This window comes from Pseudomonas sp. Q2-TVG4-2 (assembly GCF_013620795.1).
Lineage (GTDB): Bacteria > Pseudomonadota > Gammaproteobacteria > Pseudomonadales > Pseudomonadaceae > Stutzerimonas.
This window is the reverse complement of sequence record NZ_LGLW01000007.1, coordinates 193005-208008: the sequence shown is the minus strand read 5'-3', so window position 1 is coordinate 208008 and position 15004 is coordinate 193005. Positions and strand designations below refer to the sequence as shown.

General features: G+C 57.1%; 17 protein-coding genes and 1 pseudogene. 6 read left to right on the top strand and 12 right to left on the bottom strand.

What is annotated here, in order from left to right:
* The first annotated feature begins 29 nt into the window (after positions 1–29).
* Together H3028_RS16585 and H3028_RS16580 are read left to right on the top strand one after the other, a co-directional pair.
* Positions 30–623, top strand: a complete 594-nt coding sequence (locus tag H3028_RS16585; RefSeq protein ID WP_181298331.1) for a phosphoheptose isomerase — start codon at positions 30–32, stop codon at positions 621–623.
* Positions 620–1198 carry a BON domain-containing protein gene (locus H3028_RS16580; RefSeq protein ID WP_181298330.1) on the top strand — a complete coding sequence of 193 codons (579 nt, stop codon included), beginning with the start codon at positions 620–622 and terminating at the stop codon, positions 1196–1198. Before H3028_RS16585 ends, H3028_RS16580 begins: the two co-directional genes overlap by 4 nt.
* 63 nt (positions 1199–1261) lie before the next feature.
* Here H3028_RS16580 and H3028_RS16575 read toward each other — a convergent pair whose 3' ends face one another.
* The 7 genes from H3028_RS16575 to rplM all read right to left on the bottom strand — a co-directional run bounded on the left by H3028_RS16575 (position 1262) and on the right by rplM (position 6095).
* Positions 1262–1672 (bottom strand): ClpXP protease specificity-enhancing factor, encoded by a 411-nt coding sequence (locus H3028_RS16575; protein WP_181298329.1) that lies wholly within the window; start codon positions 1670–1672, stop codon positions 1262–1264.
* A gap of 12 nt (positions 1673–1684) precedes the next feature.
* A complete protein-coding gene (locus H3028_RS16570; protein WP_168425222.1) occupies positions 1685–2302 on the bottom strand; it encodes a glutathione S-transferase N-terminal domain-containing protein in 618 nt (205 codons plus the stop codon).
* Between the two features lie 89 nt (positions 2303–2391).
* Positions 2392–3201, bottom strand: coding sequence for a cytochrome c1 (locus H3028_RS16565; protein WP_168425221.1), 810 nt, complete (start codon positions 3199–3201; stop codon positions 2392–2394).
* On the bottom strand, positions 3201–4412 hold the full coding sequence (locus H3028_RS16560; protein WP_168425294.1) for a cytochrome bc complex cytochrome b subunit: 1212 nt from the start codon (positions 4410–4412) through the stop codon (positions 3201–3203). The genes H3028_RS16565 and H3028_RS16560 overlap by 1 nt, the downstream gene beginning before the upstream one ends.
* Positions 4412–5005, bottom strand: coding sequence for a ubiquinol-cytochrome c reductase iron-sulfur subunit (gene petA, locus H3028_RS16555; protein WP_181298328.1), 594 nt, complete (start codon positions 5003–5005; stop codon positions 4412–4414). Before petA ends, H3028_RS16560 begins: the two co-directional genes overlap by 1 nt.
* A gap of 254 nt (positions 5006–5259) precedes the next feature.
* A complete protein-coding gene (rpsI, locus tag H3028_RS16550; protein WP_158187526.1) occupies positions 5260–5652 on the bottom strand; it encodes a 30S ribosomal protein S9 in 393 nt (130 codons plus the stop codon).
* Between the two features lie 14 nt (positions 5653–5666).
* The gene (rplM, locus tag H3028_RS16545; RefSeq protein WP_019342644.1) at positions 5667–6095 is read right to left on the bottom strand and encodes a 50S ribosomal protein L13; all 429 of its coding nucleotides are present in this window, start codon (positions 6093–6095) and stop codon (positions 5667–5669) included.
* A gap of 392 nt (positions 6096–6487) precedes the next feature.
* On the opposite strand from rplM, the gene H3028_RS16540 reads away from it, so the two are divergent.
* Positions 6488–7537 carry an NADP(H)-dependent aldo-keto reductase gene (locus H3028_RS16540; protein WP_181298327.1) on the top strand — a complete coding sequence of 350 codons (1050 nt, stop codon included), beginning with the start codon at positions 6488–6490 and terminating at the stop codon, positions 7535–7537.
* 98 nt (positions 7538–7635) lie between these two features.
* Complete coding sequence (locus H3028_RS16535) at positions 7636–8328, top strand: energy-coupling factor ABC transporter permease (RefSeq protein ID WP_181298326.1); 693 nt, start codon at positions 7636–7638, stop codon at positions 8326–8328.
* Positions 8329–8378: 50 nt separating this feature from the next.
* Here the strand turns inward: H3028_RS16535 and yacG are convergent, their stop codons facing one another.
* From yacG to pilB, 5 genes are all read right to left on the bottom strand, one after another.
* Positions 8379–8576 (bottom strand): DNA gyrase inhibitor YacG, encoded by a 198-nt coding sequence (gene yacG, locus H3028_RS16530; protein WP_181298325.1) that lies wholly within the window; start codon positions 8574–8576, stop codon positions 8379–8381.
* Positions 8573–9181, bottom strand: coding sequence for a dephospho-CoA kinase (gene coaE / locus H3028_RS16525; protein ID WP_181298387.1), 609 nt, complete (start codon positions 9179–9181; stop codon positions 8573–8575). Before coaE ends, yacG begins: the two co-directional genes overlap by 4 nt.
* 288 nt (positions 9182–9469) lie before the next feature.
* A complete protein-coding gene (locus H3028_RS16520) occupies positions 9470–10336 on the bottom strand; it encodes an A24 family peptidase (protein WP_181298324.1) in 867 nt (288 codons plus the stop codon).
* Position 10337: 1 nt separating this feature from the next.
* Positions 10338–11555 (bottom strand): type II secretion system F family protein, encoded by a 1218-nt coding sequence (locus tag H3028_RS16515; protein ID WP_181298323.1) that lies wholly within the window; start codon positions 11553–11555, stop codon positions 10338–10340.
* Between the two features lies 1 nt (position 11556).
* A complete protein-coding gene (gene pilB / locus H3028_RS16510; protein ID WP_181298322.1) occupies positions 11557–13260 on the bottom strand; it encodes a type IV-A pilus assembly ATPase PilB in 1704 nt (567 codons plus the stop codon).
* Positions 13261–13569: 309 nt separating this feature from the next.
* Between pilB and H3028_RS16505 the strand changes: the two genes are divergently transcribed.
* Positions 13570–14022, top strand: coding sequence for a prepilin-type N-terminal cleavage/methylation domain-containing protein (locus H3028_RS16505; protein ID WP_181298321.1), 453 nt, complete (start codon positions 13570–13572; stop codon positions 14020–14022).
* 268 nt (positions 14023–14290) lie between these two features.
* Positions 14291–14781 (top strand): annotated as a pseudogene (locus H3028_RS16500) (transposase); the annotation flags it as partial.
* Positions 14782–15004: the final 223 nt, after the last annotated feature.

Sequence of the window (15004 nt, the reverse complement as noted above, 5' to 3'; positions counted from 1 at the left end):
CCAGCCCGTCACCTGAAGGTTTAACTCCGATGGACATGCAATCCCGTATACGCCAGCTTTTCCAGGCCAGCATCGAAACCAAGCAGAACGCGATGGAGGAGCTCGCTCCCAGCATCGAACAGGCCGGGCAAGTCATGGTCAACACGCTGCTCAGCGAAGGCAAGATTCTGACCTGCGGAAACGGAGGATCGGCTGGCGATGCTCAGCATTTTTCATCGGAGCTGCTCAACCGCTTCGAACGGGAGCGCCCCAGCCTTCCAGCGATCGCACTGACGACAGACAGCTCCACATTGACCTCCATTGCCAATGACTACAGCTATAACGAGGTCTTTTCCAAACAGATCCGCGCGCTGGGCCAGCCGGGCGATGTGCTGCTGGCGATCTCTACCAGCGGCAACTCGGCCAACGTCATACAGGCAATACAGGCGGCGCACGACCGTGAGATGGTGGTGGTCGCGCTTACGGGCCGCGACGGCGGCGGAATGGCCTCACTGCTGCTACCTGAGGACGTCGAGATTCGCGTGCCGGCGAAAGTGACCGCGCGTATCCAGGAAGTCCATTTGCTGACCATCCATTGCCTGTGCGATCTGATCGACAACCAACTGTTCGGGAGCGAAGAATGAATTCGGTTCGACTGCACACATTTACGCTTGCACTATGCCTAACCGTTACCGGCTGCAGCTCAGTGCTCAACGCCACGCGCGATGACCCCATCAATGACGACCGAGGGACGCGCACGATCGGTAGCACCATCGACGATTCGCTCATCGAAACGAAGGCGGCCGTAAATATCGCCAAGGCCCATCCGGATCTCGACCAGGGCTCACATATTGTCGTCGCGAGCTACAACGGTGTGGTGTTGCTTGCCGGCCAGACACCACGCGCGGAGCTGAAGCAGATGGCCGAGCAGGCCGCCAGCTCCGTACAGCGCGTCAAGCGTGTGCATAACGAACTCCAGGTACTGAGGCCATCCTCCGCACTGGCTCGCAGCAATGACTCTTGGCTGACCACCAAGATCAAAGCGCAGATGCTCGCAGACGCAAGCGTTCCCGGGTCACGCATAAAAGTCATCACCGAAAACGGCATCGTCTATTTGCTTGGCCTCGTCACTCGCCAGGAAGGCAATCGCGCAACAAGCGTGGTGCAAGGCGTGTCCGGCGTACAACGCATCGTCAAGTTGTTCGAATACATCGACTGAGCGAGTTACAAACTGATCCCACGTGGCAGCCAAGCCTGCAAGGTTGCCACGCTTTTCCTGGACTTACTTGACGACCTTCAGGCTAGGACGCCCGCCGGAAGCCGGACGCGGCGATGTGCCTGTGTCGGACGAATCGTCAGCCGGTGTATCGTCGCCAGGTGGGGTAGGCTCGATCTCGAACACCATCCCCTGCCCATTCTCTCGGGCATAGATCGCCATGATCGCGGCAGATGGGACATGCAGGCTGTGGGGCACACCACCGAAGCGACCTTCGAAGCTGATCGCCTGGTTGTTCATCTGCAGATGGCGAACAGCACTTGGCGCCACGTTCAATACGATTTGACCATCACTGGCAAAGCCATCCGGCACCTGAACGCCGGGGTGATCAGTATTGACCAGCAAATGCGGGGTGCAGTCGTTATCGACGATCCACTCATACAGCGCCCGAACCAGATAAGGACGACTTGAAGTCATATACAGCCTCTCTTAGCGCATGCCGCGCTCAACGGCGGATAGACTGACCTGGAAGGCCTCTCGAGCAAAGTTGACTTCCATGTAATCAAGTAGCGGTTTCGCGGCCCGCGGCAGCTCTATGCCGAGTTTGGGCAAACGCCACAAGATCGGCAACAGACAGCAATCCACCAGGCTGATCTCATCGCTCATGAAGAATGGCTTCTCAGCGAACACAGGCGATACACCTGTCAGGCTTTCTCGCAGCTCCTTGCGCGCCTGCGCTCGTGGCGCATCGGCAGTACGGCGATCGGCGATTCGATCCACCAGGGCACACCAATCCCGCTGAACCCTATGCACCAGCAGTCGGGTATTGGCTCTGGCCACGGGATACACCGGAAGCAATGGCGGGTGCGGATAACGCTCTTCCAGGTACTCAGTGATCACATTCGGCTCGTACAGCGCCAGATCACGATCCACCAGCGTAGGCACGCTGGCGTATGGATTTACCTCAGTCAGTCTGACCGGACAGTGCGCCGGGTCAACGTCTATTATCTCTACGCTGACGCCTTTTTCAGCGAGTACATAGCGTACCCGATGCGAATAATGGTCGGCGGGATCGGAATAGCAGGCCAACCGATTGGTAGCGGCCATAGGGTCCCTCCTTCATTGGAATTGTGGGATGGCATAAAAAAGCACGCGCCCAAAAGGGCGCGCGCAGAGTACCGCAAAACAGCGAAGGATCAGTGGACGTCTTTCCAATATTCCCGCTTGAGCAGATAGGCAAAGACGAAGAAGAACGCCAGGAACAGCAGTACGTAGGTACCGATGCGCTGACTTTCCAGCTTGACTGGGTTCGCCGAGTAAGCCAGGAAGGTCACCAGGTTCTTGATCTTCTCGTCATACTCCGCCTCGGTCAGCTCACCGGTGCCCGGCACAACTGTCATGGCATTGCAGTCTTCGTGCGTGATCGGGGTACCGGTCAACGGATCGAACTGCTTGCGGCCATCTTCAACGACCTGAACCTGTTTGCAGGCTACGGATTCGCCCTCAGGCAGCTTGCCCGGCAGAACCTGGCGGCCTTGCAGCGGCGCGAGAACATGCGGCATACCGACGTTGGGGAAAACCGTGTTATTGACGCCGTAAGGGCGCGCCGGATCTTCATAGAAGCTGCGCATGTACGAGTACAGCCAGTCGTTGCCACGCACTCGCGCTACCAGTGTCAGATCCGGCGGAGCCGCGCCGAACCAGGCCTTGGCGTCGTCCGGCTTCATCCCAATCTTCATGTGATCGCCAATCTTGGCACCACTGAAAACCACACTGTCGAGCATCACATCCGCTGGAATCCCCAGATCGGTCGCGACACGCTCGTAGCGCTGGTATTGCGCACTGTGACAGCCCATGCAGTAGTTGGCGAAAGTCTTCAGACCATCCTGCAGCGCCACCTTGTCGGTCAGATCGATGTCGACCTCATCAAGGTGAGCGCCACCGCCAGCGGCGAAACCGAATGCCGGCACCAGTGCAAGAATCAATGCAGCGAATTGCTTTTTCATCAGCCAGCCACCCTTTGCGGAACTACTTTGGTCTTCTCGAGCTTGGTGTAGAACGGCATCAGGATGAAGTAACCGAAGTAGATAGCAGTACAGATCCGAGATACCAACGTACGCTCAGGCGTCGGAGACAGCACACCAAGCACGCCGAGGATGACGAAGGAGATGCAGAACAGCACAAGTGCGATCTTGCTCATCCAGCCCTTGTAACGCATGGACTTGACTGGACTACGATCCAGCCATGGCAGCACGAACAGCACGGCGATGGCGGCACCCATGGCGATAACGCCCAGAAGCTTGTCCGGAACGGCGCGCAGAATCGCGTAGTAAGGCGTGAAGTACCATACCGGCGCGATGTGCTCAGGCGTCTTGAAAGCGTTCGCAGCCTCGAAGTTCGGCTTCTCTAGGAAGTAGCCACCCATCTCAGGGAAGAAGAACACGATGGCGCAGAACACGAACAGGAATACCACCACACCGACGATGTCCTTGACCGTGTAGTAAGGATGGAACGGAATGCCATCCAGCGGCATACCTGCTTCGTCCTTGGTTTTCTTGATGTCCACACCCATCGGGTTATTCGAGCCGACTTCGTGAAGCGCCAGGATGTGCAGCACGACCAGGCCAAGAATCACGATCGGCAGCGCGATGACGTGCAGCGCAAAGAAACGGTTCAGCGTGATACCGGAAATCAGGTAATCACCACGAATCCACTGGGTCAGATCCGCGCCGATCACCGGGATTGCACCGAACAACGAGATGATCACCTGGGCGCCCCAGTAGGACATCTGCCCCCAAGGCAGCAGATAACCCATGAACGCTTCGGCCATTAGAGCGAGGTAGATCATCATGCCGAAGATCCACACCAGCTCGCGCGGCTTCTGGTAGGAACCGTAAAGAATGCCGCGGAACATGTGTAGATAGACCACGACGAAGAACGCCGATGCGCCTGTGGAGTGCAGGTAGCGAATGATCCAGCCGAACTCCACATCACGCATGATGTATTCGACGGACGCGAAGGCACCCTCGGCGGACGGCTCGAAGCTCATGGTCAGCCAGATACCGGTGATGATCTGGTTGACCAAAACCAGCAGCGCCAGGGATCCGAAGAAATACAAGACGTTGAAATTCTTCGGTGCGTAGTACTTGCTTAGATGGTCTTCCCACATTTTGGTCGCGGGGAAACGCGCATCCACCCATTCCATGAACTTGCTCATCATGCGCTCTCCTGATCCACGCCGATGACGACCAAAGAGTCCGTCTCGTAGGTGTGAGGGGGAACCGGCAGGTTCAAGGGAGCAGGCTGCCCCTTGTAGACGCGGCCAGCCATGTCATATTTTGAACCATGGCACGGGCAGAAATAACCACCGAGCCAATCGGCGCCTAAATCAGGCGCGGCAACTTCAGGACGGAAGGAGGGAGCGCAACCAAGATGCGTGCAGAGCCCGACGACAATCAGCAGTTCCGGCTTGATCGAGCGAACCGTCGGATCGACATAAGCCGGCTGTTCGGACGCTTCGGATTTCGGGTCGGCGACCGTATCGGTTAGCTTGTCCAGGTTAGCCAGTGCCTCCTCGGTACGACGCACGATGAACACCGGCTGACCGCGCCACTCGGCCACCATCTGCTGGCCTGGCTCAATCTTGCTGATATTTACCTTAACCGGTGCACCGGCTGCCTTGGCCTTGGCACTTGGGAACCACGATCCCACAAACGGGACCGCGGCACCCACCGCTCCTGCAGCACCTACTACCGAAGTAGCGGCTACGAGGAAGCGACGCCGGCCAGCATTCACGCCGTCATTGCTCATTCAGTCGTCTCCCATCAGTTTCTTATGGCCTACCGAAGGCAGGCATCTACTACGTAAAATCAGCCGCGAAAAATTCGCCAAATGGTAAAGAAAAGCCCCTCGCATGACAAGGTAATAACCGGACACAACTTGCCGCGAAGCCCCGAAAACCGGGCCTCTGTTAACGCGACATGCTGTCGCACGACACAAAACAAGCCCCAAAAAAAACGCCCAGCTTCGAATAAGCTGGGCGTTTTTTGTGAAGCGGAAGCGGATTAGCGCTTCGAGTACTGCGGACGCTTACGCGCTTTACGCAGACCGACTTTCTTACGTTCAACTTCGCGAGCATCACGAGTAACGAAGCCAGCCTTGCGCAGAGCAGGACGAAGCGACTCGTCATACTCCATCAGTGCACGGGTGATACCGTGACGGATCGCACCGGCTTGGCCACTTACACCGCCACCCAGAACGGTTACGTAGATATCGAATTTCTCGACAGTCTCGGTCAGTTCCAGCGGCTGACGAACCACCATACGAGCGGTTTCGCGCCCGAAGAAGTTGTCTAGCTCACGGTTGTTGATGGAAATCTTGCCAGTACCAGGGCGCAGGAATACGCGCGCGGTTGCAGTCTTGCGACGGCCAGTGCCGTAATTTTGAGTCGCCGACATAATGAACTATTCCGTTAAATCTTCAGTTCTTGGGGCTGCTGAGCGGTGTGAGGATGATTAGCACCCTTGTACACCTTCAGCTTACGATACATGTCGCGACCCAGCGGGTTCTTAGGCAGCATACCCTTGACCGCGGTCTCGATCACACGCTCTGGCGCCTTGGCGATCAGCTTCTCGAAGTTGATCGACTTGATGCCACCCGGGAAACCGGAGTGAGAGTAGTACATCTTGTCGGTGGTCTTCGCACCAGTAACACGCACTTGCTCGGCATTGATAACGACGATGTAATCACCGGTATCGACGTGAGGGGTGTATTCCGCCTTGTGCTTGCCACGTAGGCGGCTAGCGATTTCGGTTGCCAGACGACCCAGGGTCTGGCCGGCAGCGTCGACGACGAACCAGTCGCGCTTGACGGTTTCCGGTTTAGCAGTAAAAGTCTTCATTCGTTATAGCCTCAGGGGCCGCCCTGAAAATAAGACGGCGAATCTTACTGAATGGTGCTCGCCCTGGCAAGCCAGGACAGCCGGAAACAGACGCTATCGGGGGCTCGGGTCAGCGCGTCCGCTACGGCAGTGTTCGGTAGGCTAGGCATCCCCTACCTTGGTTTTGCGTCAGCGGGCTAGGCATCCCCGGCGACAGGCTGCGGAATTATCCGGATTACCAGCAAAATAGCAAGCACGTTCGGCTGCCGTATTGCCAAGGGTTACGTCACCATAGTTGCCAGGGGCATAATCGAGCGCGCGTTCGAACTTCCCGGAGGCGCTGAACGAAGCGAAACTTATCGCCCGCCTCCGCAATCCGATCCACCAAACCTCATAGCACAGAAGGATTCCGCATGGAACTGCGCCAACTCGGCCGCACCGAATTGAAAGTCAGCTCGCTATGCCTCGGCAGCATGACCTGGGGCGAGCAGAACGACCAGGACCAAGCGTTCGCCCAGCTGGACCGCGCCAAAGCCGCAGGCATCAACTTCCTCGATACCGCCGAAATGTATCCTGTGCCGCCGCGCGCGGAAACCTACTCCACCACCGAGCGCTACATAGGCAATTATTTCAAAGCCCGCGGAAACCGAGCCGACTGGATTCTCGCGAGCAAAATTGCCGGACCCGGCAACGGTATCAGCCACATCCGTGACGGTCAGCTAAAGATGAACCGCCAGCACATCGTCACCGCACTGGATGCAAGCCTGCAGCGGTTGCGAACGGACTGGATCGACTTGTATCAATTGCACTGGCCGGAACGCAGCACCAATTTCTTCGGCCAGCTCGGCTATCGCCATCAGGATCAGGATCAGGATCAGGATGTCACGCCGATCGAGGAAACCCTTGAGGTGCTCGACGAGCAGGTGAAGGCCGGAAAGATCCGCCATATCGGACTATCGAACGAAACGCCCTGGGGCACCATGAAGTTTCTGCAGTTGGCCGAATCCAGGGGCTGGCCCCGTACTGTTTCGATCCAGAACCCTTATAACCTTCTCAACCGCTCCTTCGAGGTCGGCCTGGCCGAAATCGCGATTCGCGAACAGTGCGGCCTGCTGGCGTACTCACCACTGGCCTTCGGCATGCTCAGCGGCAAATACGAGCAAGGCGCGCGCCCGGCCGGAGCCCGGATCACGATGTTCAGTCGTTTTGCCCGTTATACCAACCCGCAGTCGCAAGCAGCCTGCTCCCGATACGTTGCATTGGCCCAGGAGCATGGTCTGGATCCGGCCCAGATGGCGCTGGCTTATGTAACTCGGCAGCCGTTCGTCACCAGCAATATCATCGGTGCCACTTCGCTCGAACAACTGGACAGTAACATCGCCAGTACCGAGCTGCAGCTGTCCACCGAGGTGCTCGAAGCCATCGAGTCGATTCACACCGAACAGCCAAACCCCGCCCCCTGAAGCTCGCCCCGCTCGGACGACTGAGAGCGGGTCGACTATCGTTCCGCAGTGATGAAGCTGCGACCGCAAAGCCAGCGCAGGCGCGAGGAGCCCTGAAGATGATTGCCGCGGAACTGCTCGCACCGACCAGCCTTTTCCTGGGCTGGTTGCTTTATGCCGGCGGGTTGACATGGGCCTGCGCGCGGACACCCTGGGTGGAGCTGTTCAGCGACACCCGCCGCCAACATTTGCTGCTTGGCGCAGTACTGGCGATTTTTTTGCTATGGCTGGTCCGCCGAGATTTCAATTCTGGGCTGTCCGTCCATTTCATTGGCCTGACGGCTGTGACCCTACTGCTGGATTGGCCACTGGCGATACTGGCAGCCTTTGCCGCTCAGCTGGGCCTCACCGTTACGGGCCATCAACAGCTGGCTGCCCTCGGCCTGAACGGCGTGTTGCTGGTGCTGATACCCGTTACGGTGACGGAGCTTTGCGCGATTGCGGTCGAGCGCACCCAGCCCCGCAACCTCTTTGTGTATATTTTCTTTTCCGGATTCTTTGCTGCCGGCCTCGCGGCGCTGTTCTGCATTCTGGCGGGGCTGGGGGTTCTGCTGATCGATGGCCGCTATCCAATGCCACCCTGGCTGGAAGATTTTGCCGGCTACATCTGGCTGTTGATGTTTCCCGAGGCGTTCATCAACGGCACCATCGTGAGCGCGCTGGTGGTGTTCTATCCAGATTGGATGGAGACCTTCAACCGCAGCCGTTATCTCCAAGCGCCTTGGAAAGACGACGGCAACAAGCAGGCTTGAGCGCATAACAACGCGACCCAATTAGAGCAACACCCCAACCCGAACCAGACTCAGTGCTGGCGGGGAGGCATATCATCGGAAAACAGATCATCTTCGAGTTCATTGCCCGGGATCGCATGCTCTTCCGAGGCCCAGGCGCCAAGATCGATCAACTTGCAGCGCTCGGAACAAAAAGGCCGGTTAGGGCTCTTCACGCTCCACTCAACCGGCGCGCCACAGGTAGGGCATTCAACAACCGTTATACTCATTCCTGACCCCCTCGTAGCGTCAGATAGAAATTATGCAGACGTTCCACCTCTGATTTTAACCATGCCAGATCACGATCATTGATCAGCACGTCGTCGGCGTGGCGCAAGCGCTCTTCGCGACTGGCCTGCGCCTCGAGAATGGCCCGAATCTGCGTTTCGCTGGATTGATCACGCCGGGCGGCGCGCTCCAGCTGCAGAGCCTCAGGCACATCGACCACCAGCACGCGATCAACCTGCCGATACTGGCCGGACTCCACCAACAGCGGAGAGACCATAATGGCGTAGGGTGAACTTGCCCGAGCGAGATGCTCAGCAACCTCCTGGCGAATCAGCGGGTGCAATAGCTGCTCGAGCCATTTGCGCTGATCCGGATCGCGGAAAACCAGATCACGCAGCACCGCGCGGTCCAGACTGCCATCAGCGGCGAGAACGGTCTCGCCAAAACGCTCAGCGATCAACCCAAGCGCTGGCCTGCCCGGCTCGACCACCCAGCGCGCAGCATGGTCGGCGTCGACCCAATGCACCCCGAGACGACCAAACTCCTCCGCCACAGCACTCTTGCCGCTGCCAATACCGCCAGTCAAACCAAGCACCCAGGGCTTCATCACGAACCGTCCAGCAAGAAAACGACGCGCAGTAGTAACGCCTGAAAAGCGAGGATGCAAGAGGTCAGGCCGAGCGTAGCCCGATCAGAGGGCGATGAGGCGCCACCCTAGATCAAGTAAACAGCCGACTTCAGCCGACAATAGCTCTGACTTCGCCACAAGGCACATCGCCTCATCGAAGTGTCGCGAGGCGGACGCATCAGATTCGATTGTCTCCACGCTCTGTGACGAAAACTCAGCTCTGGATGTCTGCACCCCGCTATCTAGAAGCGGGACGTCCGAGATGTTTTAGAATCCCGCGAATTGTAGATAACCCGAGGTGATCTGATCACCCCAAAGCAGCGCGATCCAGCCGGCAATTGCCAGGTAGGGACCAAAGGGGATGGCCGTACCGCTGCCTGCCTTCCGCATGCGCAGCATGATAATACCCAACAGCGCGCCTACTACGGATGACAGCAGAATGGTCAGCGGCAGAACTTGCCAGCCGCCCCAGGCCCCAAGCATCGCCAGCAGTTTGAAGTCGCCATAGCCCATGCCCTCCTTGCCGGTCATGAGCTTGAACAACCAGTACACGGACCACAGGCTTAAATAGCCAGCAATAGCACCCCATACGGCATCAGGCAGTGGCGCGAACAGCCCGAAGTAATTAACGATCAACCCCAGCCAAAGCAGCGGCAGCACGATGGAGTCGGGCAGCAGCTGATGATCGACATCGATCATGCTCATCGCCAGCAAGCCCCAGGTCAGCAGCAGCATCGCACCGGCCTGCCAGGAAAAACCGAAGTGCCAAGCAACGTAGGCGGACAGTAGCCCGCAAAGCAGCTCGACAAGAGGATACCGACCGCTAATCGACGCACGACAGGACGAGCACTTGCCCCGCAAGGCAAGCCAGCTCACCAACGGGATATTTTCCCATGGGCGAATCTCATGATCGCAGTGAGGGCAATGGGAATGGGGAAGGACGAGATTGAATGTCGCAGCAGGCTCCGCCGACAGCTCAAGAAACTCACGCGCCTGAGCGCGCCAGTCCCGCTGCATCATGATCGGCAAGCGATGGATCACCACGTTGAGAAAACTGCCGACCAGCAGACCCAGCACCAGCGCGCATAAAACAAAGGCCAGCGTGTTGTTGGCCAGAAAAGTCGCTACATCCATTTTAGACCACGGACCCCAACTGGAAGATTGGCAGGTACATTGCGATGATCAAGCCGCCAATCAGTACACCGAGAACCGCCATAATCATTGGTTCCATCAAGGCAGTAAGCCCATCAACCATATTGTCCACTTCGTCCTCGTAGAAGGTTGCGACCTTAGCCAGCATTTCATCCAGCGAGCCGGACTCTTCACCGATGGCTGCCATCTGGACCGCCATGCTTGGAAATGTCCCGGTTGTGCGCATGGAAAAGTTGAGCTGCATACCGCTGGACACATCACTCTTGACTTTCATCGTGGCGTTTCGGAACACCACGTTGCCCGTAGCGCCCGCAACCGAATCCAGAGCATCCACCAATGGGACACCAGCGGCGAAAGTGGTCGCCAAGGTTCGCGCAAATCGCGCCACCGCGGACTTATAAAGAATATCGCCAACAATCGGGACCTTGAGCAAAAACCGATCAAACCAGTTTCGAAAGCGCTCCGATTTACCGTGGGCGGTCTTGAAGCTATAGGCGGCGCCGAACAAGCCAAGCAGGACCGCATGCCACCATGCCTGCAACGCCTCGGACAGGCCGATGACCATCAGCGTGAACGCCGGCAGCTCCGCACCGAAATTGGCAAATACATCCTGAAACTGAGGAACGACCTTTATCAACAAAATGGCCGACACGATGATTGCGACCAGCACTACTGCGATGGGGTAATTCATCGCCTTCTTGATCTTCGCCTTCAGCGCTTCGGTCTTTTCCTTGTAGGTGGCGACCCGATCCAAAAGGGTTTCCAGGGAACCGGACTGCTCCCCCGAATCGACCAGGTTGCAATACAGATCATCAAAATACTGAGGCTTCTTGCGCAGCGAGGTGGCGAAGCTGTTACCGGCAGCGACCTCCTGCTTGAGATCATCAACCAGCTTGCGCATGTTCGGGTTATCGAAACCCTCACCAATGATGTCGAAGGATTGGAGCAGCGGAACGCCGGCTTTCATCATCGTCGCCATCTGCCGGGTGAACAAGGCGATGTCCATCGGCTTGATTTTCTTACCGGCGCTGAACAACGACACCGATTTCTTACGAACCTTTTGCGGATTGACGCCCTGCTTGCGCAACTGCGCCTTCACCAACGCAGGACTGACGCCGCTCAGCTCGCCCTTGATCTTAGCGCCCTGCCTGTTAGTACCTTCCCAGGCAAAGACACTGTTTTTTATCGCTTTTTGCGCCATGTTAATCCTTGGTCACCCGGTTGACTTCTTCCAGGCTGGTCACGCCCTGCATGGCCTTGACCAAAGCCGAGGTTCGCAGATCGTTAAAGCCGTCTTTGCGCATCTGGGTGGAAATGTCGATGGAGTTGCCGTCTTCCATGATAATCCTGGCCAGGGCCGGCGTGTTTTTAACCACTTCATAAATACCGACACGGCCTTTGTATCCGCCCTTACAATTTTCGCAGCCCACCGGGCCGTAAATTTTGAAGGTGCCAACCTTATCGGCAGGGAAACCCTCTTCCAGTAGGGCTTCGCGCGGCAACTCCACTTCTTTTTTGCAGCTGTTGCAGAGTTTGCGCGCCAGACGTTGAGCAATAATCAGGTTGACCGAGGTGGCGATATTGAACGCCGCCACGCCCATGTTCCGCAGACGGGTCAGGGTTTCCGCTGCGCTATTGGTGTGCAGGGTGGACATCACCATGTGGCCGGTCTGTGCTGCCTTAATTGCAATCTCTGCGGTTTCCAGGTCTCGAATTTCCCCCACCATGATGATGTCCGGATCCTGACGCAGAAACGCGCGCAGCGCCTGGGAGAAATCCATGCCCTGCCTGGGATTAACGTTGACCTGGTTGATGCCTTCCAGGTTGATCTCCACCGGGTCCTCGGCGGTGGAGATGTTCACGTCCACCGTATTAAGAATATTCAAGCCGGTGTATAGGGATACCGTCTTACCCGACCCCGTCGGGCCAGTCACCAGAATCATTCCCTGCGGCTGCTTGAGCGCATTCATATACAGCTCTTTTTGCGACTCCTCATAGCCCAGCGCATCGATGCCCATCTGCGCACTGGACGGATCGAGAATCCGCATCACGATCTTCTCGCCCCACAAGGTCGGCAGGGTGTTCACCCGAAAGTCGATGGCCTTGGTCTTGGACAGCTTCATCTTGATTCGGCCGTCCTGTGGCTTGCGGCGCTCAGAAATGTCCAGCCCAGCCATCACCTTAAGGCGCGCGGAAATGCGCGGGGCCAGCTGAATCGGTGGGCGGGCAACTTCGTGAAGGATACCGTCCGTACGGAGCCGTACGCGGAATGCTTTCTCATAGGGCTCGAAATGCAGGTCGGATGAGCCGCCGCGTATCGCATCGAGCAGCATCTTATTGACGAAGCGAACGACCGGGGCGTCGTCTGCAGCCTCACCACCCTCCTCGGTTTTACCATCATCGCTAACGGTCTCAACATCGACGCCGTCCAGATCGACCTCGCCCAGCTCCTCCAGCCCGGTCGTGCCGCTTTCGTACAGCTTGTTGATCGCATCGCCCAGCTTGTCGTCCTCAACGAGAATCGACTCGATCGTCAACCCGGTACTGAACTGGATATCGGCGATTGACTGGTGGTTAGCGGGGTCGGAGATGGCGACATAGAGTTTGGTGCCGCGCTTTGAAAGCGGCAGGACACGGTGCTGACGCGCCAACTTCTCGCTGATCAGATCTTTGGGCAGCGACTCCTTATCCAGCGCGGACAGGTCGAGCAATGCGACACCGAATTGCTCGGAGGCGAGCTCTGCTATGGCTCGGCCTTTCGCTAACTTGTTCTGCACCACGTACGTAACAAAGGATGTTTTACCGCGAATAGCCTGGGCCTGCGCCTGCTGGGCTGTTTTTTCATCCAACACGCCGGCCACGACCATCTGCCGTGCCAATCCGGATAGGGAAATGTTTTCGCTCATGGCGGCCTCGCTCCAATCTGTGCCCGCCTTATAGCGCAGATGCCGGGCCCTGCAAACAAGGTCAGCGGCAGGTGACGCTATTGGTCACATATCGCCCGTAAAGAGCCAGCCATGAGTTGCGACGCATCCACTTCGTGTTGGTGTTTGAAATATGGGAGGCGAGCAGCAATCGGAAAACATCGCTCAGTAACAACAATAGATAGAGGTGCTTCACAGTATTGGCCGCTGCGCTTGGCGCAAACGAGAGCTGGCACGCCAACTGCTTAGCTCTGGCAGGCTCACAGCCTTAACACTTAAAAGGGGACTCAAATGAAAGCTCAAATGCAGAAAGGCTTTACGCTTATTGAATTGATGATCGTTGTGGCGATCATCGGTATTTTGGCGGCGATTGCGATCCCGCAATATCAGGACTACACAATCAAGGCTAAAGTGGCTAACGCTCTGACAGCCGCGGCCCCGCTTAAAACCGCCGTTGCACTATGCGCCCAGGAGGCAGGAGGGGTTTTGACTTCGTGCGATACCACAGGCGGCACCGTGACTAGCATTCCAGTATTTACAGCGACCAAGGAGGTTGCAAGCGCAACTGTTACTGATGGTGTTATTGCACTGACTCTTGCAACAGGAATTGGCAGTGGCGTTGATGGCTTGGTTATTACGATGACTCCGACGTCTGCCGCTGATAGCACTGCACTAACTTGGGCTAACACAACCACCGTTACTCAAACTGCAGCACTGGCAGCAATTACGAAGAATAATATTTAGCCCTGAAACCCGCACGGTTAAGTACCGTCTGACAACACAAGACCCTGCCTTTTCCGGCGGGGTTTTGTGTTTTTATCGTTCCACGCTCCCGCGTGGGAACGCCTTGGGTGACGCTCTGCGTCACGGCACCAACCCCGGTGCGGCGGATCGCTCTTCTTAAGATGGAATCGCCAGAAGGCGCCTCTGTGGTTTACCGCGAATCGGGGCAAATCGCTGGCAAATGATCCGGCCTACATTGCGGGTCCGTAAAAATGTCGGAGAGGCAAAGATGCCTAACTATCGTCGCGCCCTCGTGCCAGGGGCGAGCTGGTTTTTCACCGTTAATCTTCTGGAGCGCCGCAGCAATGATCTGCTGGTGCGACATATTGATGTACTGCGAGCTTCCGTCCGGCGTGTACATCGACTCCATCCTTTTACCATCGACGCCTGGATGGTGCTGCCCGAGCATATGCATTGTGTCTGGACGCTACCGCCGGATGATGCGGACTATCCGCTGCGTTGGCGATTGATCAAGACATTCTTCTGCCGTGCTTTACCACCTGACGAATATCGCTCGGCTGTACGACTGCATCGAGGCGAGCGTGGCATCTGGCAGCGTCGTTACTGGGAACATCTGATCCGCAACGAAAACGATTTCCGACGACATGTCGACTATGTGTACGTAAACCACTCAAGCATGGTCTGGTTCGGCGCGTAGGGGATTGGCCCTTTTCGAGCTTTCATCGTGACGTTCGTGCCGGACTGTATCCTGCCTACTGGGCGGTAACCCTAAGCTTCTGGTGTCAGGAGCCGAGCGTGTGCCCCGTAATTCATAAGATGGAATCGCCAAAAACCGAACGTCGGATTACGCCTTCGGCTAATTCGACCTACGTCGATGCGGCATCGCGAATCCAAAGGCGCTTCCATCGTTCACCGCGAATCAGCTGCGTCCATTGCCCCACATCGCAACCGTACCCATCCACTCAAACTACGCCTTTGGCTA